General features: G+C 73.0%; 23 protein-coding genes. 16 read left to right on the forward strand and 7 right to left on the reverse strand.

What is annotated here, in order from left to right; all coding sequences use genetic code 11:
- The first annotated feature begins 195 nt into the window (after nt 1-195).
- Nucleotides 196-831 (forward strand): organomercurial lyase, encoded by a 636-nt coding sequence (merB, locus tag AB0H21_RS10815; RefSeq protein WP_358514430.1) that lies wholly within the window; start codon nt 196-198, stop codon nt 829-831.
- A 34-nt stretch (nt 832-865) separates the two neighbouring features.
- Here merB and AB0H21_RS10820 read toward each other — a convergent pair whose 3' ends face one another.
- Nucleotides 866-1975 carry a DUF5925 domain-containing protein gene (locus tag AB0H21_RS10820; RefSeq protein WP_358514432.1) on the reverse strand — a complete coding sequence of 370 codons (1110 nt, stop codon included), beginning with the start codon at nt 1973-1975 and terminating at the stop codon, nt 866-868.
- A 238-nt stretch (nt 1976-2213) separates the two neighbouring features.
- Between AB0H21_RS10820 and AB0H21_RS10825 the strand changes: the two genes are divergently transcribed.
- The 8 genes from AB0H21_RS10825 to AB0H21_RS10860 all read left to right on the forward strand — a co-directional run bounded on the left by AB0H21_RS10825 (nt 2214) and on the right by AB0H21_RS10860 (nt 10789).
- Nucleotides 2214-2993: an N-acetylmuramoyl-L-alanine amidase gene (locus AB0H21_RS10825; RefSeq protein WP_358514434.1), complete on the forward strand. Its 780-nt coding sequence runs from the start codon at nt 2214-2216 to the stop codon at nt 2991-2993.
- A 157-nt stretch (nt 2994-3150) separates the two neighbouring features.
- Entirely contained in the window at nt 3151-4995 is a 1845-nt protein-coding gene (locus tag AB0H21_RS10830; RefSeq protein WP_358514435.1) for a methylmalonyl-CoA mutase subunit beta, read from the forward strand.
- Nucleotides 4992-7175 carry a methylmalonyl-CoA mutase gene (gene scpA, locus AB0H21_RS10835; RefSeq protein ID WP_358514437.1) on the forward strand — a complete coding sequence of 728 codons (2184 nt, stop codon included), beginning with the start codon at nt 4992-4994 and terminating at the stop codon, nt 7173-7175. Before AB0H21_RS10830 ends, scpA begins: the two co-directional genes overlap by 4 nt.
- Nucleotides 7162-8145, forward strand: coding sequence for a methylmalonyl Co-A mutase-associated GTPase MeaB (gene meaB / locus AB0H21_RS10840; protein ID WP_358514439.1), 984 nt, complete (start codon nt 7162-7164; stop codon nt 8143-8145). The genes scpA and meaB overlap by 14 nt, the downstream gene beginning before the upstream one ends.
- A gap of 168 nt (nt 8146-8313) precedes the next feature.
- Nucleotides 8314-8679 (forward strand): hypothetical protein, encoded by a 366-nt coding sequence (locus AB0H21_RS10845; protein WP_358514441.1) that lies wholly within the window; start codon nt 8314-8316, stop codon nt 8677-8679.
- 122 nt (nt 8680-8801) lie between these two features.
- On the forward strand, nt 8802-9257 hold the full coding sequence (locus AB0H21_RS10850; protein ID WP_358514443.1) for a MarR family transcriptional regulator: 456 nt from the start codon (nt 8802-8804) through the stop codon (nt 9255-9257).
- Nucleotides 9251-9616, forward strand: coding sequence for a DUF2203 domain-containing protein (locus tag AB0H21_RS10855; RefSeq protein WP_358514445.1), 366 nt, complete (start codon nt 9251-9253; stop codon nt 9614-9616). Before AB0H21_RS10850 ends, AB0H21_RS10855 begins: the two co-directional genes overlap by 7 nt.
- 168 nt (nt 9617-9784) lie before the next feature.
- Complete coding sequence (locus AB0H21_RS10860) at nt 9785-10789, forward strand: hypothetical protein (protein WP_358514447.1); 1005 nt, start codon at nt 9785-9787, stop codon at nt 10787-10789.
- Nucleotides 10790-10978: 189 nt separating this feature from the next.
- Here AB0H21_RS10860 and AB0H21_RS10865 read toward each other — a convergent pair whose 3' ends face one another.
- Nucleotides 10979-11242 (reverse strand): zf-TFIIB domain-containing protein, encoded by a 264-nt coding sequence (locus tag AB0H21_RS10865; RefSeq protein ID WP_358514449.1) that lies wholly within the window; start codon nt 11240-11242, stop codon nt 10979-10981.
- A gap of 14 nt (nt 11243-11256) precedes the next feature.
- Nucleotides 11257-12243 carry an aminoglycoside phosphotransferase family protein gene (locus AB0H21_RS10870; RefSeq protein WP_358514451.1) on the reverse strand — a complete coding sequence of 329 codons (987 nt, stop codon included), beginning with the start codon at nt 12241-12243 and terminating at the stop codon, nt 11257-11259.
- Nucleotides 12244-12284: 41 nt separating this feature from the next.
- Here AB0H21_RS10870 and AB0H21_RS10875 point away from each other — a divergent pair, with 41 nt between their 5' ends.
- The gene (locus tag AB0H21_RS10875; RefSeq protein WP_358514453.1) at nt 12285-13187 is read left to right on the forward strand and encodes a TIGR03619 family F420-dependent LLM class oxidoreductase; all 903 of its coding nucleotides are present in this window, start codon (nt 12285-12287) and stop codon (nt 13185-13187) included.
- A 58-nt stretch (nt 13188-13245) separates the two neighbouring features.
- Here the strand turns inward: AB0H21_RS10875 and AB0H21_RS10880 are convergent, their stop codons facing one another.
- The gene (locus AB0H21_RS10880) at nt 13246-14031 is read right to left on the reverse strand and encodes an aminotransferase class IV family protein (protein WP_358514455.1); all 786 of its coding nucleotides are present in this window, start codon (nt 14029-14031) and stop codon (nt 13246-13248) included.
- 158 nt (nt 14032-14189) lie between these two features.
- Here AB0H21_RS10880 and AB0H21_RS10885 point away from each other — a divergent pair, with 158 nt between their 5' ends.
- A complete protein-coding gene (locus AB0H21_RS10885) occupies nt 14190-14972 on the forward strand; it encodes an HAD-IIA family hydrolase (protein WP_358514457.1) in 783 nt (260 codons plus the stop codon).
- 39 nt (nt 14973-15011) lie between these two features.
- A complete protein-coding gene (locus AB0H21_RS10890; RefSeq protein WP_358514459.1) occupies nt 15012-15647 on the forward strand; it encodes a hypothetical protein in 636 nt (211 codons plus the stop codon).
- Nucleotides 15648-15743: 96 nt separating this feature from the next.
- On the opposite strand, the gene arfB is transcribed toward AB0H21_RS10890, so the two are convergent.
- On the reverse strand, nt 15744-16169 hold the full coding sequence (arfB, locus tag AB0H21_RS10895) for an alternative ribosome rescue aminoacyl-tRNA hydrolase ArfB (RefSeq protein ID WP_358514461.1): 426 nt from the start codon (nt 16167-16169) through the stop codon (nt 15744-15746).
- Nucleotides 16170-16413: 244 nt separating this feature from the next.
- Here arfB and AB0H21_RS10900 point away from each other — a divergent pair, with 244 nt between their 5' ends.
- The 4 genes from AB0H21_RS10900 (at nt 16414) to AB0H21_RS10915 (ending at nt 20258) form a co-directional block, all read left to right on the forward strand.
- Nucleotides 16414-17265, forward strand: coding sequence for a hypothetical protein (locus tag AB0H21_RS10900; RefSeq protein WP_358514463.1), 852 nt, complete (start codon nt 16414-16416; stop codon nt 17263-17265).
- A gap of 20 nt (nt 17266-17285) precedes the next feature.
- Complete coding sequence (locus AB0H21_RS10905; protein WP_358514465.1) at nt 17286-17891, forward strand: HAD family phosphatase; 606 nt, start codon at nt 17286-17288, stop codon at nt 17889-17891.
- 329 nt (nt 17892-18220) lie between these two features.
- On the forward strand, nt 18221-18499 hold the full coding sequence (locus tag AB0H21_RS10910) for a GlsB/YeaQ/YmgE family stress response membrane protein (RefSeq protein ID WP_358514467.1): 279 nt from the start codon (nt 18221-18223) through the stop codon (nt 18497-18499).
- A gap of 169 nt (nt 18500-18668) precedes the next feature.
- The gene (locus AB0H21_RS10915; protein WP_358514469.1) at nt 18669-20258 is read left to right on the forward strand and encodes an alkaline phosphatase D family protein; all 1590 of its coding nucleotides are present in this window, start codon (nt 18669-18671) and stop codon (nt 20256-20258) included.
- A 69-nt stretch (nt 20259-20327) separates the two neighbouring features.
- Here the strand turns inward: AB0H21_RS10915 and AB0H21_RS10920 are convergent, their stop codons facing one another.
- Nucleotides 20328-21851 carry an FG-GAP repeat protein gene (locus tag AB0H21_RS10920; RefSeq protein WP_358514471.1) on the reverse strand — a complete coding sequence of 508 codons (1524 nt, stop codon included), beginning with the start codon at nt 21849-21851 and terminating at the stop codon, nt 20328-20330.
- Between the two features lie 159 nt (nt 21852-22010).
- Complete coding sequence (locus tag AB0H21_RS10925; protein WP_358514473.1) at nt 22011-22556, reverse strand: ATP-binding protein; 546 nt, start codon at nt 22554-22556, stop codon at nt 22011-22013.
- Nucleotides 22557-22681 lie beyond the last annotated feature (125 nt).

Genomic DNA, 22681 nt, shown 5'->3' on the forward strand with positions numbered 1-22681 from the left:
ACTGCCGGTATCGACCCAGGTCAGGATGGGTATCGTCAGTTTCATGCACGATCTCGCAGACGTGCGGGTCCTCGTCTACCGGCGCTTCGCCGAGCGGGGCGAGCCGCCGCGGCCCAGGAGGTCGCCGCCGAGCTCGGCATCGGGACGCCCGATGCGATCGAGGCGCTCCGCGCGCTCCACGACGCCCACCTGCTCGTGCTGGACGGCGACAGGCGGCGGATCGTCATGGCCCACCCCTGGTCGGCGGCGCCGCTGGGGTTCGTCGTGGCCGGCCCGCGGGTCAAGTGGTGGGGCGGCTGCGCCTGGGACTCGTTCGCGATCCCCGCGCTGGTCGGCGAGCCGTGCCTGGTCGCCACCCACTGCCCCGGCTGCGGCCGGGCCCTGGCGCTGGACGTCTGCCCGGACGAGCCGCCGTCCGCCGACCTGGTGGCCCACTTCCTGGTACCGATCCCGCGCATGTGGGACGACGTGGTGTACGCTTGCGCGCACCAGTCGCTGTTCTGCTCCGAGGAGCACGTCGGGCGGTGGCTGCGCGAGACCCGCAACCCGCGCGGGGTGATCCTCGGCATGCGCACGCTGTGGCTGCTGGCCACCCGGTGGTACGCCGGCCGCCTCACCCGCGAGTACCGCAGGCGCACCCCGGACGAGGCCCGCGCGCTGTTCCAGGAGCTGGGCCTTTCCGGCCCGTTCTGGGGGAACGAGGCGGCGGAGCCGGACCCCGTCCCGGCCGCCGGGCGGGGGCTGCCCCGCACCGAGCCGGCCCTGCTGACCCGGACCGGCCCGGCGGCGGCCGCGCGGAGGGCGGCCGAAGCCGGACCGGTGCCGAGGTAGCGGATCGGGCCCCGCGATCGGGGCGGAGGGGCCGTCAGAGGTAGAGGCCGGTCGTCTCCGCGGGCGCCGCGGGGACGGAGGAGGCCCGTCCGGAACGCAGCGCGAACAGCTCCGCCAGCGACGCCCCCGCCCGGCCGACCCCCTCGGTGGAGCCCAGCCACTGGACGGCCTCGTCGTACGGCAGGCGGCCCGCCTCGACCTGCGCCAGGCAGCGGCCCGGGCGTACGACCGCCGGATGCAGCCGGGACAGCTCCTCGTTGGTGGTCACCGCCACCAGCACGTCCCTGCCCTGCCCGAGCAGCCCGTCGGTGAGGTTCAGCAGGCGCGACAGCCCCTGCCCCGTGGCCTCCTTCGCCTCGGCGCGGATGAGCTCGTCGCAGTCCTCCAGCACCAGCAGGCGCCAGCGGTGGCCGTCGTCGTCGGAGTCGTACCCGACGGCGACCTCCATCAGGTAGCCGGGCTCGGCGAACAGCCGCTCGGGGTCGAGCACGCAGTCGACCTGGCACCATTCGGCCCATTCGCGGGCCACGGCCCGCAGCGCGGTGGTCTTGCCCGTGCCCGGCGGCCCGTGCAACAGGATCAGCCGCCCGTCCACCTCGGACGGTGTCACACGCATCAGGCCCTCCAGTCCCGTGCGCGCCGCCTTGGAATAGTTCGCCTGGATCGCCGGCCACAGCGGGGCGCTGATGGGGCGCTCGGTGCGGCGGGGCCCGTGGGCGCCCGTCCACCAGAACCCCATGTCGACGTGGCCGCTGTCCTGCGGCATCGGCTCGGCCGCGTCCTTGGTGGCCTCCTCCAGCACCGAGCGGGCGAGCTCGTCGCTGACGGCCGTCACGGTGACCATGGCGGCGCGGTTGCTGTACCGGACGGCCCGGAGCGTCCAGCCGTCCCCGCACGCCAGGCGCGATTCGCGGCCGTCCTGCTCGCGCGCGGAGCGGGTCAGTCGGGCCTGGGCGGGCATCAGCGCCGCGTCGGAACGCACCCGCTCCAGGCTGGCGGAACGCGCGTAGGGCTGGTTCCCGTTGGCGAACGGGGACAGGGCCAGCGCGTCGATGACATCGATCGGCGAGTCGCCGTCGTCAAGCCACAGCCGCATGGGCAGGGCTTCCGCGGCGGGGAAACGGACCTCCTCCACAATGGACATATATTCATGATTCAGCCGTTTGTGCGGGAAGTCCAAGCATTTTCGCGCAAAGATGCAAACAAGTCGGCATCGAGAAACCGGCATCGCCGAACCGCCCATGTGGGCATCAGCATGCGGATAAGGTTGGCAAGATGCGGATTCCGCTCGCCGCGCGCCGTGAAGCCGGGGTTCGGCGCGGGGGTGGCAAGGCGGGTCCGCGGGCCGGTCCGGAAAGCGCTCGTTCCCCCTGGAGTTGTTGGTGGCCATCGACATCGTGTCGCGCAAAGACTGGGGAGCCCGTGCCCCCAGAGGTTCCTATTCCACGCTGACCTCCACGAAAGGCGTCAAAGTTCACTACACGGGCGGCCGCGTGGAACCGGCGATCCTGGACGACCACGACCGCTGCGTCGCCATGGTCAGGTCCATCCAGAACTTCCACATGGACGGCAACGGCTGGCTGGATATCGGATACAGTATGGTCAGTTGTCCGCATCGTAAGGTCTTCGTCGGCCGGGGCCCCAAGCATCTGCCCGCCGCCAACGGCCCCGACCTCAACAGCGGCCACTACGCCGTCCTCGCCCTCGTCGGCAACGCGGGCCTGATCCAGCCCAACGACGAGATGCTCCACGGCGTCCTGGACGCCATCGACTACCTCCGCGAGACCGGCGGCGCCGGCCCGGAGATCAAGGGCCACCGCGACGGCTACTCCACCGACTGCCCCGGCGACACCCTGTACGCCTGGGTCAAGAAGGGCGCGCCCCGGCCGGGCGGCGGGCAGACGCCCCCCGACCCCGAGCCCGGCGGCCACCCGAAGTTCCCCGGCCGCCTGCTCAAGTACCCGCCGGTCATGCGCGGCGACGACGTCCGCACCTGGCAGGCCCAGATGAAGAAGCGCGGCGCGAACATCGACGCGGACGGTGCCTACGGGCCCGCCTCCAAGGCGGTGTGCGTCGCCTTCCAGCGCGAGCGGGGCCTCGACCCCGACGGCGTCGTCGGCAAGGTCACCTGGGACGCCGCCTGGGAGGCCCCGCTCTCCTGACGGGCTGCCAGACCGCTCGCCCTCCGGTCCTGGCCGGGAGACCTGATCTTCGACGGTCCTCCCGGCCGCCGCCCTCCTGGTCACGCCGAGCGACACCGATCTCGCAGAGGGGTCCCCGGCGTCCCGGCCCGAGAGACGAGCGCTTACGATCCGGGACATGAGGGTGCAGCCTGAGGAGTTCCGACCGGCCGCCGGGTTCACTCCCGCCACGCGGGACGACTGGGGGCGGCTCGCCGTGGGCGTGCTGCGCAAATCCGGCGTGGAGGTGGGCTCGCCCGAGGAGGCCCTGGCCTCCATGTCCTTCACCACCTACGACGGCGTGACGGTCGCGCCGCTGTACGACGCCGCCGACCTGCCGGGGGACGCCGGGCTTCCCGGATTCGCGCCGTACGTCAGGGGCGCCCGGGCCGCGGGCGCCGCGCCGGGGGGCTGGGACGTGCGCCAGCGCCACGCCCACCCCGACCCGGCCGCCACCCGCGAGGCCGTGCTGGCGGACCTGGAGAACGGCGTCACCTCGCTGTGGCTGGTCCTCGGCGACGGCGGCCTGGACCCGGCCGCCCTGCCCCAGGCGCTGGACGGCGTCTACCTCGACCTCGCCCCCGTCGTGCTCGACGCCGGAGCCCGCACGGCGGAGGCCGCCGACGTCTACCTGCGGCTGGCCGCCGGGCTCGGCGCCGGCCCCGCGGGCGGCAACCTCGGCGCCGACCCCCTCGGCCTGCGCGCCCGCACCGGCGTCCAGACCCCGCTCGCCGAACCCGCCGCGCTGGCCGCCCTGGCCCGCCGCGCCGCCGGGTACCCCGGGCTGCGCGCGATCACCGTCGACGCCACCCCTTATCACGACGCGGGCGGCGGCGACGCCGACGAACTCGGCTGCTCGATCGCCACCGGGGTCGCCTACCTGCGCGCGCTCACCGACGGCGGCCTCACGATCGAGGAGGCGTTCGGCCAGATCGAGTTCCGGTACGCCGCCACCGCCGACCAGTTCCTCACGATCGCGAAGTTCCGCGCGGCCCGGCGGCTGTGGGCGAGGGTCGCCGAGGCCTGCGGCGTCCCCGGGCACGGCGGGCAGGTCCAGCACGCGGTCACCTCCTCGGCGATGATGACCGCCCGCGACCCCTGGGTGAACATGCTGCGCACGACGCTCGCCTGCTTCGGAGCGGGCACCGGCGGCGCGCAGGCCGTCACCGTCCAGCCCTTCGACGCGCGGCTCGGCCTGCCCGACGCCTTCGCCCGGCGCATCGCGCGCAACACCCACTCCCTGCTGGTCGAGGAGGCCGGCGTGGCCCACGTCCTGGACCCGGCCGGCGGCTCCTGGTACGTCGAGCGGCTCACCGCCGACCTCGCCGAGGCCGCCTGGGCGTGGTTCCAGGACATCGAGCGCGCCGGCGGAGCCGCCGCGGCCCTGGACCGGCTGATCCCCGAGCGGCTCGCCGCCACCTGGGCGCGCCGGTCCCGCGACATCGCCCACCGCGCGTCCCCCGTCACCGGCGTCAGCGAGTTCCCCGACCTGAGGGAGCGGCGCCCGGTCAGGCCGCCCGCGCCCGAGCCCGCCGGGGGAGGGCTGCCCCGCGTCCGCTACGCGGGCGCCTACGAGGACCTGCGCGACCGCGCCGACCGTGCCGCCGATGCCGGGCCCCGGCCCGTGGTCTTCCTGGCCACCATCGGCCCGGTCGCGGCGCATACCGCGCGGGCGTCCTTCGCCGCCAACCTCTTCGAGGCAGGCGGTCTCGCCACCGTCACTGCCGGCCCGGGCACCGACCCCGAAGCCATCGCCGAGGCGTTCGCCCGCAGCGGCACGCCCGTCGCCTGCCTGTGCTCCGGCGACAAGCTCTACGCCGAGCACGCCGCCCCCGTCGCCGCCGCGCTCAGGCGGGCCGGCGCGAAGAAGATCTGGCTGGCGGGCAAGGGCGAGTACGACGGCGTGGACGCCCTGCTGTACGCCGGATGCGACGCCCTCGGCGTACTCCGCGCCGCCTTCGACGACCTGGGAGTGGCCCCATGATCCCCGACTTCACGGGACTCCCGCTGACCGGCGGCGGCACGGGCCCCGCCGACCCGGCCGCGTGGGCGCGCGCCGTCCAGGAGCAGACCGGCAAGGACCCGGGCGACCTGGTGTGGGACACGCCCGAGGGCATCGGCGTCAAGCCGCTCTACACCGCCGAGGACCTGGACGGGCTGGACTTCCTGTCCACCTACCCCGGCGTCGCCCCCTACCTGCGCGGCCCGTACCCGACGATGTACGTCACCCAGCCGTGGACGATCCGCCAGTACGCAGGATTCTCCACCGCCGAGCAGTCCAACGCCTTCTACCGGCGCAACCTCGCCGCCGGGCAGAAGGGACTGTCGGTGGCGTTCGACCTCGCCACCCACCGCGGCTACGACTCCGACCACCCGCGCGTGGCCGGCGACGTCGGCATGGCGGGCGTGGCGATCGACTCGATCTACGACATGCGGCAGCTCTTCGACGGCATCCCGCTCGACCGCATGAGCGTGTCCATGACCATGAACGGCGCCGTGCTGCCCGTGCTGGCGCTCTACATCGTGGCGGCCGAGGAGCAGGGGGTGGCGCCCGAGCAGCTCGCCGGGACCATCCAGAACGACATCCTCAAAGAGTTCATGGTCCGCAACACCTACATCTACCCGCCCGGCCCGTCCATGCGGATCATCTCGGACATCTTCGCCTACACCTCCGAGCGGATGCCGAAGTTCAACTCCATCTCGATCTCCGGCTACCACATCCAGGAGGCCGGGGCGACCTGCGACCTGGAGCTGGCGTACACGCTCGCCGACGGCGTCGAGTACCTGCGCGCCGGGGTGGCCGCCGGGCTGGACATCGACGCGTTCGCGCCGCGCCTGTCGTTCTTCTGGTGCGTCGGCATGAACTTCTTCATGGAGGTCGCCAAGCTGCGCGCCGCGCGCCTGCTGTGGGCCGGGCTCGTCAAGGGCTTCGGCGCGAAGAACCCCAAGTCGCTGTCGCTGCGCACCCACTGCCAGACGTCCGGCTGGTCGCTCACCGCCCAGGACGTGTTCAACAACGTGGTGCGCACCTGCGTGGAGGCGATGGCGGCCACCCAGGGGCACACCCAGTCGCTGCACACCAACGCCCTGGACGAGGCGCTGGCCCTGCCGACCGACTTCTCCGCGCGCATCGCCCGCAACACCCAGCTCCTGCTCCAGCAGGAGTCGGGCACGACCCGCGTGATCGACCCGTGGGGCGGCAGCGCCTACGTCGAGCGGCTGACCTGCGAGCTCGCGCGCCGCGCCCACGGGCACATCCAGGAGGTCGAGGCGGCGGGCGGCATGGCCAAGGCCATCGACGCGGGGCTGCCCAAGCTGCGCATCGAGGAGGCCGCCGCGCGTACCCAGGCGCGCATCGACTCCGGCAGGCAGCCGGTGATCGGCGTCAACAAGTACCGCGCCGGGTCCGACGAGGACATCGAGGTGCTCAAGGTCGACAACACGGCGGTGCGCGCCCAGCAGATCGAGAAGCTGCGCCGGCTGCGCGAGGAGCGCGACGAGCGGGCCTGCCGGGACGCGCTCGCCGCCCTCACCCGGGGCGCCGCCGGCGGGGGCAACCTGCTGGCCCTGGCCGTGGACGCCGCCCGCGCCAAGGCGACCGTCGGCGAGATATCCGACGCCCTGGAGGAGGTCTTCGGACGGCACGCCGGGCAGGTCCGTACCATCTCGGGGGTGTACCGCGAGGAGGCCGGCGACGCCGCCGGGGTCGAGAAGGTCAGGGCGGCCAGCGCCGCGTTCGCGCGCGAGGAGGGCCGCAGGCCTCGCATCCTCGTCGCCAAGATCGGTCAGGACGGCCACGACCGCGGCCAGAAGGTGATCGCCACCGCCTTCGCCGACCTCGGGTTCGACGTCGACGTCGGTCCGCTGTTCCAGACGCCCGCCGAGGTCGCCCGCCAGGCCGTCGAGGCGGACGTGCACGTCGTCGGCGTCTCGTCTCTGGCGGCCGGGCACCTGGCGCTGGTGCCCGAGCTGCGCGACCGGCTGGCCGAGCACGGCCGCGACGACATCATGATCGTCGTGGGCGGGGTCATCCCGCCGGGCGACTTCGCGGCGCTGCGCGAGGCCGGGGCGTCCGCGATCTTCCCGCCGGGCACGGTGATCGCCGACGCGGCGCTGGACCTGCTGCGCGACCTGTCCACCCGGCTGGGCCATGCCGGTGCTTGAGTCCTACGTCCAGGGGGTCCGCGAGGGGTCCGTCGGCTGGATCGCCCGGGCCATCACCCTGGTCGAGTCGACCCGCGCCGACCACAGGGACCTGGCCCAGCGGCTGCTCGTCGAGCTGACCCCCCTGTCCGGCAAGGCAAGGCGGGTCGGCGTCACCGGCGTGCCCGGCGTCGGCAAGTCGACGTTCATCGACGCGCTCGGCGTCCACCTGACCGGCCAGGGCCTGCGGGTCGCCGTGCTCGCCGTGGACCCCTCCTCGACACGCACGGGCGGCAGCATCCTCGGCGACAAGACCCGCATGGCGCGCCTGTCGGCCGACCAGAACGCGTTCATCCGGCCCTCGCCCACCTCCGGGACGCTCGGCGGCGTCACCAAGGCCACCCGCGAGGCGATGGTGGTCGTCGAGGCGGCGGGCTTCGACGTCGTCCTGGTCGAGACCGTGGGCGTCGGGCAGTCCGAGACCGCCGTCGCCGAGATGGTCGACACCTTCCTGCTGCTCACGCTCGCGCGGACCGGCGACCAGCTCCAGGGCATCAAGAAGGGCGTGCTGGAGCTGGCCGACGTGATCGCGGTCAACAAGGCCGACGGCCCGCACGAGATGGACGCGCGCAAGGCCGCCAGGGAACTCGCGGGCGCGCTGCGGCTGCTGCGGGGGGGCGGCGGCACCTGGGACACGCCCGTGCTCACCTGCAGCGGCCTGGAGGAGGCCGGGCTGCCCGAGCTGTGGGCCACGATCGTGCGCCACCAGGACCAGCTGGAGGCCTCCGGGGACCTTGCGGCCAAGCGCCGCCGCCAGCAGGTCGGCTGGACCTGGACGCTGGTGCGCGAGCGCCTGCTCAGCCGCCTGCTGGACCATCCCGGGGTCAGGGCGCTGAGCGCCGAGGTCGAGCGCGAGGTGCTGGAGGGCACCCTCACGCCGTCCCTCGCCGCCGACCGCCTGCTCGCCGCCTTCTCACGGCCGCCGTCCTAGGGGGGCGCATGGCGGGCGGGCGGGGCGATGCCCGCCTCGTCATGACTTATTCACCTGCGGACATACGGCCACCCGAGGTGAAGAAAACTCCCCCGGCTCCGGCCTTCCGGCCACCCGGCCGACGCGAAGGTGTCACCATGGCGACACACTCGGTTACCGGAGGTGCACATGAGCAGTGATCCGATGCTGTCCGAGGCGGTCGCCCGGGCGCTCGGCGGCGGCCTGGCGACGGCGGGGTGCCGTCCCGGGCACGGGGAGGCTCCTCTCGTGTACACCAGGGTGATCGGTCTGTGCCGTCTGGTGGGCGAGGAGCGCGTCTTCCGCGCGGCCTTCAGCCGCTCGCGGCCTCCCGTGGACGAGGCGTGCGCCACCGTGAACGGCGGCCACGCCGGGCGCGACGAGGGCGGGGCGCGGCGGCGTGAGGGGGACGAGCGGTGCGTCTGGGTGGTCGAACTGGACGTGGACGAGGTGATCCGCGACGCCCTCGACGACGACGCGCCCGTCTCCCGCGCGCCGGTGGCCCCGCGCGTGTGACCGTGACCGCGCGTGTGACCATGGCTCCGAGCGGCCCCGGGCGCATCCCGCGGACGTGAGCGGGAAGGCGGGGGGAGCGGCGGCTCGTGAGGTGTCGTCCAAGGTCATATAGCATGTCGGTCATGAGCATGCCCGCCGGAGAGCGGCTGGGGTTCGACATCAAGCGGGTCGAGCAGGAGCTCATGGCGGCCAGGAACGAGGCGGTCAGGACGGCCCGCCTGACGGTCCCGCAGTACGCCGCGTTGTTCGCCCTGGCCGACAATCCAGGCATCTCCTCGGCCGCGCTGGGCCGCGCCTGCATGGTCACGCCCCAGGCGATGACCGTCGTGATCAGGAACCTCGAGGAACGCGGCCTCGTGCGGCGCATCCGCCACCGCTGGCACCGTAACGTCCTGGAGACCCACCTCACCGACGCCGGCCGCGCCGCCCTGCGGGTCGCCGACGAGCGGGCGGTGGCGATCGAGCGGCGCATCTTCGACGAGTTCACCCCCGAGGAGCGCCAGACGCTGCGCGCCCTGCTGGCACGCTGCTCCAAGGCCATCAAGGCGCGGGGCGGATCACCGGCGGCGCCGTGGTGAACAGGATCTTCACCGTCGAGGAGGCCCGTGCCCTCATGCCGGCCCTGCTCGGGTACGCGAACGACCTGATCGCGATCCGCGCCGACCTGGCCGAGATCGGCCACGACCTGGCGAGCACCGGGCGCTCGCGGCTCGGGGGCATCGCCGAGGCCAAGGCGCTGGAGGCGCGCGTCGCCGAGATCCTCGGCTGGTTCGGCGACCAGGGCATCGAGGTCAAGGGCGTCGCGCCCCTGCTCGTCGACTTCCCGGCCGTCCTGTCCGGAGAGTCGGTGCGCCTGTGCTGGATCGAGGGCGAGACCGCGCTTGGCTGGTACCACCGCAGCGAGCTGGGCTTCCCCGGCCGCCGCCCCCTTCCCTGACCGCCCTCCGGCGGCCCGCTCTGGGCCGTCCGGGTGAGGGGTGGCCACGTGCGCGAGGGGCCCGTCCCGGGACTGCCGCGTTCCCTCCTGGTTTTCTGCCCTATCGAATGGCCTGCCCGTTTTGTCGTACTGTCCGCCCGGCATATCGCCTTGACGCGTCGTCCGGGCGTGATCGATCATTTCCGGATGCGCGCCTCCCGGCGGACTCCCGCCGCGCTTGCCCTGACGTTATCCCTCGCCTCGGCGGCCTCGCTCGCCGCGTGCACGCCGGGTCCCGCCACACCGGCGACATCAGCCCCACCGGACTCCTCGGGCTCCTCCGGCTCTTCGGCCCCCGAGGGCGGCGTCTCCGCCAGTCCCACGGTGGACGTGTCCGCGGCCTACCGCACGACCCTCGCGGACGCGGCCGGCCCGCTGCGGACCGCCCTGGACGGCCTCGCCAAGTCGCGCTCGATGAAGTCACTGGACCAGCGGCTCGAACGCGCCCAGAACGCCACGATTGACGCCGTGGAAGGCCTCTCGGCGGCCACGCCGCCCCCTGACGTCACCGCCGAGCACACCGACTACCTCGCGGCGCTGCGCGGGCTGGAAGGCGACCTCGGCACCCTGCGCGACGGCGTCGCCGGGCACTCCCTGTGCGCGCCCTCGGCCGTCCTCGCCCGGCTCGGCAAGGCCGACGGGTTCGGCGAGGTCAGATCGGCGGGCCGGGACCTCGCCGCCAAGGGCGACTACCCGGCCGACGTCGCCAAGCTCAGAACGCCCAAGGAACAGACGCGGCGGCCGGCCAACGGCGCGTTCGTCCGCAGAGGCCCGCGAGGCGGGCTCGGGCGCCTGACCGTGAAGAACGGCGGGTCGTTCGACACCGTGCTCAGCGTGGTGCGGGGCAAGAGCGTGGTGACCCGTTTCTACATCCGCAAGAAGAAGAGCGTCACGATCAACGGCGTGCCGGACGGCACCTACAAGATCTACTACACCAGCGGCGCCGACTGGGAGAAGGGCTCGCGCCTCTTCACGCGCGACTGCGTGTTCAAGCGGTTCGACAGGTCCCTGTCGTTCCGGACGGTGCGCGGCGCGACCGTGATCCAGCGCACGATCTGGACGATCAGCCTGCAGTCGGTGCTCGGGGGGAACGCGACGAGCTCCGAGGTGGACCCGGACGAGTTCCCCCGCTGACGCGCCGGCGCCGCGCCTCGAACCGCCGTGCCGGAGGCGCGGCCATAGCGCAGTTCGGGGCGCGGCGACGTTCTGGAGTCGTCACGCGCAAGGACGAGGAACGATCCCTTGCGCGTGACGGCGGAAGAACACCGACTCCAAGGCGCCCCGAACAGCCGAGCGGAGCGAGGCCATAGGCACAGGCGTACGTCAGCTCGAGAAGAGCATGCCGACCCAGCTGCGCTGGTGGTGGCCCCGGTGGTGCCCGTGCTGCGGGGCACCCCAGGCCGGGCCGCCGCCGTGCGCCGGGGGCGGCGGGGCGTACTGCTGCTGCGCCCACTGGTTCTCGATCCTGGACAGGGTCTCGAGCTCTCCGTAGTCCAGGAAGATGCCGCGGCAGTTGTCACACTGCTCGATGTGGACGCCGTTGCGGTCAAAGGTCCGCATGTTACCGCTGCACTTCGGGCAACGCATCGAGGCGATCTCCTTCAAACTGGCCTGAGGCGACCCTGCTGCGCGGCGGCGGTGCGCGTGATCCGTCCGCAGGACGAGACCAGGGCCCGCTCGACCTCGTCGAGGGGGCGGCCCTCCGCGCCCGCCGCAGCCACAGCCGTGGCCGCCAATTGCACCGTCAACGCGCGGGCGGGCACGTCCAGTTCCCGCCACGGATCCCCGGCGGGCACGGCCGATCCGCCCGCGGCGAGGTAGGCGCCGCGGAACCGGTCCCAGGCGGCCGGGTCCAGCAGGCCCGTGGCGTACCAGGCGGCGGGCCGCGCCAGATCCCACGCCGCGACGCCCACGCCGAGGTCGTCCACGTCGATCAGCAGCCACTCGCCCTGGTATCGGATGATCTGCCCGAGATGCCAGTCGCCGTGCGTGAGCCGCGCCCGCGGCGGCACGCCGCCGTCCGGGGGCCGGGGGCTCGGGACGATCGGGGGAGGGGCCGCCGGGCGCGCGGGACCCTCGGGCACCGGCCTCGCGTCCGGGGGCAGCGTGCGGAAGGCCTCGCGGACCACCGCCGCCGGCGCCGCGTACGCGCCGTCCAGGCCGTCCAGGAGCGCGACGGCGCGGGCCACCCGCGCGGGGCCGCCGGCCGGGGGCAGGGCCAGGTCGTCCACGGGAACGGCGTGCAGGCGGGCGAGAAGCCCCGCGGCGGCCTCCCAGGGCGCGGCGCCGGGATCGCCCGGGTCCACGGGCTCGCCCGCCGGCCACACGGTGACCGGGCGGCCGCCGACGTGCTCGACCCGCGGCGACGCCGGGGGCAGCAGCACGCCCGGGAGCCCGGCAGCCACGCGCAGGCGCGCGGCCAGCGCCGTCTCGTCGGTGCCGGGCGGGTGCGCCTTGACCACGACGTCACCGGCGCGGACGACCGTCACCCGGGTGTGCTTCAGCAATGTCCACGACCCCTCGCCGGCGACGCGCGCGAGGCGCCGCGCCAGAGTGGAGGCCGACGCGTCCTCGTCCCGCACCGTCACCGGTCCAATCTACGGCGACGTCCGGGTCGTAAGGTGATCTCATGGAGATCGGCTTCGGGGTGCCCGTGTCGGGCCCGTGGGCGACGCCCGCGAACATGGCCCGCGTCGCGCACCGGGCGCAGGAGCTGGGCTACGCCTCGCTGTGGACGTTCCAGCGACTGCTCTACCCGGTGGGCCACCCGATCGGCCCGGTCTACCGCGCCGTGCAGGATCCGATCGTCACCCTGTCGTACCTCGCGGGCGTCACCGAGGGCATCCGGCTCGGGCTCGCGATCGTCAACCTGCCGTTCTACTCGCCGGCCCTGCTCGCCAAGCAGCTCGCGACGTTGCAGACCGTCTCGGGAGGGCGCCTGGACGCCGGGCTCGGGCTCGGGTGGCTGCCGGAGGAGTTCGCGGCCTCGGGCGTCCCCATGGAGGGCCGGGGGCGCAGGGCGGTGGAGTACCTGCAGGTGCTGCGGCGGCTCTGGACCGACGAGGTCATCTCGCACAGGGGGGAGTTCTACGAGATCCCGCCGTCCCACCAGGACCCGAAGCCGCGCCCCGGCCCGCCGCCGGTGCTGCTCGGGGGGACGGCCGAGGTGGCGCTGCGCCGCGCGGGGGAGCTGGCAGACGGCTGGATCAGCTCCAGCCGCGCCGACCTGGCCACCATCCACGAGCAGATCTACATTGTAAAGGACGCGGCTCGCAAGGCCGGGCGCGATCCGGAGTCGCTGAGGTTCATCTGCCGGGGCGTCACCAAGGTGCGCGAGGCGGGTCTGCCCGACCGGCCGCGGCTGACCGGCTCGCCGCAGGAGATCCGCGCGGACGTCGAGGCGCTGGCGTCCACGGGCCTCACCGAGCTGTTCCACGACCTCAACTTCGACCCCGAGATCTCCGCCCTCGACACAGACCCCGACGCGTCCATGCGCCACGCCGAGGAGGCCCTGACGGCCCTGGCGCCCTAGCGTCCGGTCCGCTCGGTGCGGCGTGGCCGCCGTCGGCCGTGGACGGGCTTCCCGGCGTTCAGATCAGGTCCCAGGGGTTCCTCTCGTAGGCGTCCTGGAGGGTCTTCATCAGCGGATAGTCGACGGTGAGACGCTGCCGGCCCACTCGCTGGACCGACATGATGCCCCAGGAGTTGGTGAGGAACGCCGACCGCAGCGCGGGCAGGTCCGCCAGGCGCAGGACCTGGCGGCGGGCAGGGACGCCCATCTCGGCCAGCCCCCGCTCGACCAGCGCCATCGTGATCCCGCGCAGCATGGGCGCCTCCGGCCAGACGATCGACTCGCCGTCCGAGAAGCCGATGTTGGTGATCGCGCCCTCGGCGATGGTGCCGTCGGGCGCGACCAGCAGGGCCTCGTCGTATCCGGCGCGCTCGGCCATGCGCAGGTAGTACGTCTGGCCGAAGCCGCCGACGTGCTTGATGTGCGGCACCGGGCGCTGGTAGGGGGCGGGCCAGACGTTGCGCGGCGGGTTCGGCGGGTCCTGCGGCGGCCGGACGGTGACCATGACGCACGGCTCGACCTCGCCCCAGGTTGGCTGGTCGCGGCCGAAGATGTAGACGCGCACGGAGGCGTCGTGGACGTCGCCCCTCAGCGCGTGCCGGACGCGGGCGCGCACGAGCTCGCCGTCGAGCTCGCGGCCGAACAGCTCCTTGGTGGCGGCGTCCAGCCGGTCCAGGTGCAGGCCCAGGCCCCTGACCCTGCGGTCGCGCACCTGCATGGCGCTGAAGTGCCCGTAATTGCGCAGGGCCGGATGCCGAAGATCCTCGACGGTGGCGGGGGCCCCGTTGATCTCGATTCGCTCCACCTTCAGGGACTCTAGCCGCAGGGGCCGGAATCCGGCAGTGCGCCCTGGTCACGACGGTCGCGGCAGGGTGCGGCGTGGGTGACGGACCGGGCCGGGCACCTGTCATTCTGGATTCGCATGGAAAGTGGTGAAAGTTGCCCCCGACACTCAGGAGAACGGTGAACGAGCGCAGGCCGATAGAGAGCTGGTTGTCCGATATGGACGGCGTGCTCGTCCATGAGGGAAACCCGGTACCGGGCGCGGATGAGTTCATCAGGAAGCTGCGCGACTCCGGCAAGCGGTTCCTCGTCCTGACGAACAACTCCATCTACACGCCCCGCGACCTTTCGGTGCGGCTGCGAAGCGCCGGGCTGGAGGTGCCCCCGGAGTCGATCTGGACGTCGGCGCTGGCCACGGCGAAGTTCATCGGCGACCAGCGGCCGGGGGGTTCGGCGTACGTGATCGGCGAGGCGGGGCTGACCACGGCGCTGCACGAGGTCGGGTACGTCCTCACCGACACCACCCCGGACTACGTGGTCCTCGGTGAGACCCGCACCTACAGTTTCACGGCGATCACGCGGGCGATCCGGCTCATCGACGCGGGCGCCCGCTTCATCGCGACCAACCCCGACCCGATCGGGCCGTCCGCCGAGGGATCGCTGCCGGCCTGCGGCGCCGTCGCCGCGATGATCACCAAGGCCACGGGGGTCGAGCCGTATTTCGTGGGCAAGCCGAACCCGATGATGATGCGCAGCGCGCTGAACGCGATCGACGGGCACAGCGAGACGACGGCGATGATCGGCGACCGCATGGACACCGACGTCGTCGCGGGCATGGAGGCCGGCCTGCACACGATCCTGGTGCTGACCGGGGTGACCTCCAAGGAGCAGGTCGACCGCTACCCGTTCCGGCCCTCGCGCGTGGTGGACTCGGTGGCCGACCTCATCGATCTGGTCGAATAACTGACCTGGCCTGACAGGTTCGGAGAGGAACATGGCGATATGACCGACCTATATCTTGAAATCGGCCCCAAGAAGGTCTTCGCCTGCTCCTACGACTGGCCGGGGTGGTGCCGCATCGGCAGGAGCGAGGAAGAGGCGCTGGAGGTCCTGGCGCGGTACGTGCCGCGCTACCGGGTGATCGCCGAGCGGGCCCGCATGCCGTTCGAGCCCGACTCCTTCGTCGTGATCGAACGGACGCCCGGCGACACGACCACCGACTTCGGGGCCCCCGCGGCGATCTCGGGCATCGACCGGCGGCCGGTGGACGCGGCGGTGGCCGAGCGCGACGTGGCGCTGATCCGGGCGTCCTGGGAGCTCTTCGACGAGGTCACCGCGAGCTCGCCCGAGGAACTGCGCAAGGGGCCCCGCGGCGGCGGCAGGGACCGCGACAAGATGGCATCCCACGTGGTCGAGGCCGAGCGGGCGTACGCGCGGAAGATCGGCGTCCGGCACCGCCCGTTCGGCCTCCTCGACCGGGCCGCGCGGGCGGCGATGCGCGACGAGATCGCCGAGGTCCTGAGCAAGCCGTCCGACGGCTCCCCGATCGTCGACGGCGGCTGGCCCGCCCGCTACGCCGCCCGCCGCATCGCCTGGCACGTGATCGACCACCTCTGGGAAATGGAAGACCGTGTCTGACGGCCGCGCTGTGCCTATTGCCGAGCCTCCGGCTCGGCGGTTCGGGGCGCCCCGAACAGTGCCTATGGCCGCGCTTCCGGCACGGCGGGTTCGGGATCAGGGATCTTCGGTGCGGCGGAGGCGTTTCAGGGCGGAGCGGTGGCGTTTGGCGGTCAGGCGGCGTTCCTCGGCGCCCCGGGATGGCTTGGTGGCGCGGCGGGTCTTCGGCGGGGGAGCTATGGCCTGGGCGATCACGTGCGCCAGGCGGGCCCTGGCCGCCTCGCGGTTGCGCAGCTGCGAGCGGTACTCCGAGGCGCTGATCGTGAGCACCCCGCCGACGAGCCGGGGCGCGAGCCGCTCCAGGGCGCGGGCCTTCAGCGGCGGGGGCAGGGCCGTGGTGGCCGCCACGTCGAAGCTCAGCTCGACGCGGCTGTCGGTGGTGTTGACGCCCTGGCCGCCGGGCCCGGACGAACGCGAGAAACGCCAGCCGAGCTCGGCCTCCGGGATGGCGACCGAGCTGCCGACGAGGAGCGGACCAGGCATTGCACCAGCGTAACCGGACACTCCCGCCACTGATCAACCCATTTGTCCGCGAGCTCCGCGAGCTCCGCGACGCCCCGCGACTGCTGCCGGACGCGCCGGAGGCTTCCCTGCAGGCGACTGTGTCCTGCCGAAGTCGCGCACCGGCTTGTGGTGATCACGACGGTCGGGCACAGTGTGCATGTTCCTGAGCAGGCGTCAGCCGTACCCGGCGAGGGCGGGCGACCAACCGTGGGAGGACCGTGCGGTGGCGGCGATCGTGGGGGTTCACGGCATCGGCAAGTACAAGTACTTCCAGGCGGCGGGCACGGCCAAGGGCGCGGCCGACACGATGCGCGCCAAATGGAACCGCTACCTGCACACCGGCCTGACGGGCGGCGCCCCCTACACCGGGCAGTCCTACGTCAGCGAGGTCGCCTACTACGCGCACCTGCTGCGCAAGGAGACCCCGGCCGCCACCAGGAGCGACCTGCGGAAGATGGACGCGGAGTCCCAGCTCGTGCTGGCCGCGTGGATGAAGCAGATGGGTCAGGTCGGTGATTTCGCGGGGGAGAAGCTGACCGGGCTGATCCACCGTCTCGCCGAGTGGCTGCTGGCGCGGCTCGGCCCCCACGCGAAGGACTTCGCCGAGGACTTCTGCCCCGAGGTCGCCGCCTACCTCGCGAGCGCGGACGCCGCCGCCCGGGTGCGGGCGCGGGACGCCGTCGCCGAGACGATCCGCCGGAACCGCCCCAAGGTGGTCATCGCCCACTCGCTGGGCAGCGTCGTGACGTACGAGGCGCTGTGGGCGCACCCGGACCTCTCCGTCGAGCTCCTGATCACGCTCGGCAGCCCGCTCGGCATGCGCGGGGTGATCTTCGAGCGGCTCCAGCCCCTGCCGCAGGGCGGGCGCGGCCGGTGCCCCCGGGGTGTGCGCCGCTGGGTCAACATCGCCGACAAGGACGACATCGCCGCCATCCCTGGCGCGCTCAAGGGCACGTTCGACGGCGTCACCCTGGACGAACGGGTGAACATCGACTGGGCGGACTTCCACACCGTGCGCAACTATCTCGGCTGCGGCGCGGTGAACGAGCACCTGGAGCCGTACCTCAAGGGCTGACGTTCGGTAATATCGCGATCATGAAATGGGTGCTCTTCGACTACGGGGAAGTGCTGAGCCACGCTCAGCCCGAGGACGACCGCGTGCGGCTGGCCGAGGCGGCGGGCGTCGACTCCGACCGTTTCTGGCGGGGGTACTGGGAGCACCGGCTGGAGTTCGACCGGGGCGTGCTCTCGCCCAGCGCGTACTGGTCGGAGGTCCTCGGCCGCCGGATGCGCGACCCCGAGGTCGAGCGCCTGGTGCGGCTCGATGTCGAGAGCTGGAGCCACATCAACGAGGACACCGTGGCGATCATCGAGGAGCTGCGTACGTCGGGCACGCGCGTCGCGCTGCTGTCCAACGCGCCCGTGTGCCTGGCCGACCGCATCGAGCTGATGCCCTGGGCCTCGACCATGAACGCGCGCTTCTACAGCGGCCACCTGGGCCTGGTGAAACCGGACGCCGAGATCTACCTGCGCGTGGCGGCGGAGCTCGGCGCGCGCCCGTCGGACTTCGTCTTCGTCGACGACCGCCTGGTGAACGTCTCCGGCGCCGAGTCGGCGGGCATGTCCGCCATCCACTTCCGCGGCGCGACCCAACTCCGCGACGCCCTCAAACCCACGAACGGCACCCCCAAGACCCCCTGACCCCCTGTTCGGGGCGCGGCGGTGTTCTGGAGGAGGAGGGAGGAAGGGTGAGGGACGAGCCCCTTCCGAGTGACGACGGAAGAACGCCGCCTAAAGGAGCGCCTCGAACCGCCGTGCCGGAGGCGCGGCCATGGGCACTGTTCGGGGCGCGGCGGTGTTCTGGAGGAGGAGGGAGGAAGGGCGTGGAACGAGCCCTTCCGAGTGACGACGGAAGAACGCCGCCCAAAGGGCGCCCCGAACACGCCGTGCCGGAGGCTCGGCCATGGGCTCTGTATCGGCCATCCCCTTCTTGGGCATATGGATGATGACCGGAACTACGGAGGCGGCCCATGACAATCACCGGTATCTTCAGCGCGATCATCATCGGTCTGGTGATCGGTGCGATCGCGCGGCTTCTCATCCCAGGGCGGCAGAACATCCCGATCTGGCTGACGATCGTGATCGGTATCATCGCGGCGCTCATCGGCACCGCCATCGCCGGCGCGATCGGCGTCGTCCCGTCGAGGGGCATCCACTGGCTGGAGTTGCTCCTGCAGATCGTCCTCGCCATCATCGGAGTCCTGCTCGCCAGCAGCGTGTACGGCAAGGGCCGCAGCAAAGTGACGTGACGGGCGCCCGCCCGCGAGGGAAACTTCGCCCGGGATCCGGGAAGTGGTCGCCTCGGCGTCGGCGGGCGTTCAATCACGGTGGGTAACTCGTCCGCCTGTGCGGCAGGTGTTCACGTCAGCGACATCGGACACTTGCCCGCAGGTCGGGCGTAGGGTCTGCACTTAGGGCGTGGAGCAGAACCCGTCACGAAGAGTATTCCTGATCGCCGCGGCGGTGGGGGCCGGTGGCCTTCTGACGCCCGCGTCCGCCGCCGCGTCCGGTACGCGTCAGGCCGCCTCGTGGACCGCCTCCACCCGGCCCGGCCGCCTCGCGCCGGACCCGTTCACGCTCGGCATCGCCTCCGGCGACCCGGCCCCGGACGGCTTCGTGCTGTGGACGCGGCTGGCCCCCGACCCGCTCGCCCCCGACGGCCACGGCGGCATGCCGTCCCGCGACGCGGAGGTCGCCTGGCAGGTCGCCGACGACGAGCGCTTCCGCCGGGTGGTGCGCAGCGGCACGGCGACCGCGCGTCCCGGCTCGGCGCACGCCGTGCACGTCGAGGTCGAGGGTCTGCGGCCCGGCCGCGAGTACTTCTACCGCTTCCGCTCGGGCGGCCACCTCTCGCCCGTGGGCCGGACCCGCACCGCGCCGGACCGGGCCACCATGACCGGGTCGTTCACCTTCGCGGCGGTGTCCTGCGCCCAGTACGAGCACGGCTACTACACGGCCTACCGCCGGATGGCCGAGCAGCACCCCGACCTGGTGGTGCACCTCGGCGACTACATCTACGAGTACTCCGGCGGCGTCTACACGGCCGCGCAGGGCAACGTGCGCCGTCACGTGGGCGGCAAGCTGCAGACGCTGGCCGACTACCGTGTGCGGCACGCCCAGTACAAGACCGACGCCGACCTGCGACTGGCCCACCAGGGCAGCCCGTGGATGGTCATCTTCGACGACCACGAGGTCGAGAACAACTGGGCCGGTGACGTCCCCGGCACGCCGGTGCCCGGCTTCGAGGCGCGCAAGGCGGCGGGGTTCCAGGCGTACTACGAGCACATGCCGCTACGGGCCTCGGCCGTCGCGCGCGGCCGGCACGTGAAGATCAACCGGCGGGTCGCGTGGGGCTCGCTGGCCACCTTCCACCTGCTCGACACCCGTCAGTTCCGCGACGACCAGCCGTGCGGCGACGGCATGCGGTCGGGCTGCGACGAGCGGCTCGGCCAGGAGCGGGTCATGATGGGCGAGGACCAGATGAAGTGGCTCGCCTCCGGGCTCGGCGCCTCCCCGGCGACGTGGAACCTGATCGCCCAGCAGGTCGTCGTCGGGCAGCGCGACTACCACCTCGGCCCGGGCCGTGAGCTCAACGTCGACGCCTGGGACGGCTACCCGGCCGACCGGGACCGCCTGCTGCGCACCCTGGCCACCGCGGCGTCCGGCGACCCGGTCGTGCTGACCGGTGACGCCCACGTGGCGTCCGCCTCCGACCTCACGGCCGACTTCGAGGACCCCGACGCCGAGCGGGTCGGCGTCGAGCTGGTCAGCACCTCGATCTCCAGCGACGGCGACGGCTACCACGACGCGGCCCGCGACGCCGCCCTGCTGGACGAGAACCCGTCCCTGAAGTTCCTCAACGAGCGGCGCGGTTACATCATGTGCACCGCCACCCCCGAGGCGCTCACCGCGGACTTCAGGACCCTGGACTACATCAGCCGCAAGGGCGCCCCGGCCAGGACCGCCGCCACCTTCACGGTCCCCGCCGGGGAGCGCACCCTCACCTGAGGGCGGGGACGACGTCACGGGCCGCTCACCGTTCGCGGTGAGCGGCCCGTTCCCGTCCGGCAGGCCGTTCTAGGAGATGGCGAAGCCGAAGAGGCCCTTCGCGTCGCCGCCGGTCAGCGTGCGGGCGCTCCCGGTGCGCAGGCCCGTGTAGGAGCCGACGCGGACCGAGGAGGGGATCACGGTGACGCGGGCGGAGCCGGGGGAGCCGACGACCAGGCGGGAGCCGGTGATGGCGACCGAGGAGCCGAACAGGTCGCCCGGGTGGTTCGCCCGGCCGTGGACGAAGACGTGGTGGTTCGCGGTGAGGCCGCCCCTGCGGGTGCCGGCCAGGACGAGCACCTCGCCCGCGCCGGGCAGGCCGATGGCCAGCTCGGCGTCGCCGTCGCCGTTGAGGTCGCCCGCGGCCAGCGCGGAGCCGAAGCGGTCGGTGTTCAGGCTCCTGCCCTTGATGCCCTTGGTCTTGCGCGTCCAGAACTCGCTGCCGATCGCGGTGAGCCCCCGCCGGGTGCCGTACAGCACGTGGACGGCCCCGTTGCCGTACATCGGCCCGTCCTGCAGGTCGTCCAGCCCCTCGCCGGGGACGCCGACGGCGAGGTCGTCGCGGCCGTCTCGGTTGAAGTCGCCGGAGGCCAGCGCCGCGCCCAGGTTGTCCCACTTCTCGGCCGCGCCGGGCATGCCGGGGCTGTTCTGGGTGTAGACGCCCGCCTGCCGGGCCCGCAGGTCGGCGATCGTCACCGCGCCCGCGCCGGAGGTGGTGCCGATGTTCGCCCCGGGCGCGCCGATGGCCAGTTCCGCCCGGCCGTTCCCGTCGAAGTCCCCGGCGGCGAGGGCGGCGCCGAACTGGTCGGTCTCGGTGTGCTCCTGGGCGACCCAGGGCGTGGCCTGGGTGATGAGTGTGCCCGTGCCGCGCACCGCGCGTCCGTTCAGGCCGAACACGCCGACGCCGCCGCCCTCGTCGAGGCCGGGGATGCCGACGGCCAGCTCGTCGTCGCCGTCGCCGTCGAGGTCCGCCGCGACCAGGGCCGCGCCGAAGCGGTCGGTGTCGCGGGTGCGGCCGAGGCGGGTCACGTCCAGCGTCCCCGCGGAGACGAGGCCGCGCGCGGTGCCGCGCAGCAGGTGCACGATGCCGTTGCCGTCGGCCCCGTCGGGGACCGGGGTGCCCGCGAACTCCTCCGATGCCCCGATCGCGAGGTCGGCGCAGCCGTCGCCGTCGAAGTCCCCGGTGACGACCGCCGAGCCGAAGGAGTCGCCGCGCTCGGGCGCGTCCCCCAGGCCGCCGGAGCCCTGGGAGAGCACGGCGGTCTTCCTGCCGTTCCGGTAGAGCGTCACCGTGCCGGCCCGGGCCTGACCGCCGACCGTGTCGTACGGCGCGGCCACGACGAGGTCAGGGGCACCGCACGCCGCCCTGGCACGCGCGGACAGGAGCGCGGAGGGCACGGCCGGCACCGCGGGCACCGTCCTCGTGGGCACCGTCCTCGTGGGCACCGTCGTCGTGGGCACGGCGGACGCGGCGGAGGCCGGGGCGGGGGCGTGGAGGCCCGCGGCGGCGAGGGCGGCCGCGGCGAGGAGGCAGGAGGCGCGCGAGGCTCTCATACTCCGGATCGTCTCCCTCGATCCGGACATCCGTCCCACCGCAGTATGAAGTTCCCGCGTCGGGGACCTGAACGCGTCCTACCACCCGGACCTACCCGGCGCGACCCGCTCTACCTGGGCCTATCCCGGCGAATGCCACCCGTCCGGGAGGTGAGGGGCTCACTCGGGCGCGGGCAGGGCGAAGGCGACCGCCTTGCCGGCCCCCGCGCCCGACGACATCGTGGTCGGGTACGCGTAGCAGTGCCCGTCGGACAGCTTGTGCGCCAGCAGCAGCCCGCGCCCGTTCTCGGCGAACGACAGGCCGGTCTCCGGCCCGGCCGGCGCCGTGTGCAGGCGGGCCAGGATGTCCGGGATCTCACCCATCTCGCGCCCGCCGTCGACCACCTCGCACCACACCGGGATGCCGCTCAGGCAGTGGATGCGCAGCTCGTAGGGGCCCTGCGAGTGTTTCTCCGAGTTGGCCGCGAGCTCGGCGACGATGATCTCGGCGTCGCCGATCCCGTCCTCGGCCACGCCGGCGCACGCCAGCGTGTCGCGGACGGCCCGGCGCGCGGCGCGGGAGGCCGTTCCCGGCCGCAGGGCCGTCACGAGGACCCGGAAGGCGTCGCGGCAGGTGTTCCGCAGGCCGTCGCCGGCCCGCCGCTCGTCCTCCAGGACCCCGGTGCGATGGAGAGCCTCCTTGTGAACGGACTGCTCGGCGCGCATGACCTGATCACTCCCTGTGATCTCGATGTGTGAGACGGACGGAGGAAGCGCGCGGTGATCCCCCCGGGGTATGCGTCCCATGGTGGGCGAACCTTGCACGCGGTGGTAAGCCGTCCTACCGATAC

The sequence above is a fragment of the Sphaerisporangium sp. NPDC051011 genome (assembly GCF_040653595.1).
Classification (GTDB): domain Bacteria; phylum Actinomycetota; class Actinomycetes; order Streptosporangiales; family Streptosporangiaceae; genus Sphaerisporangium.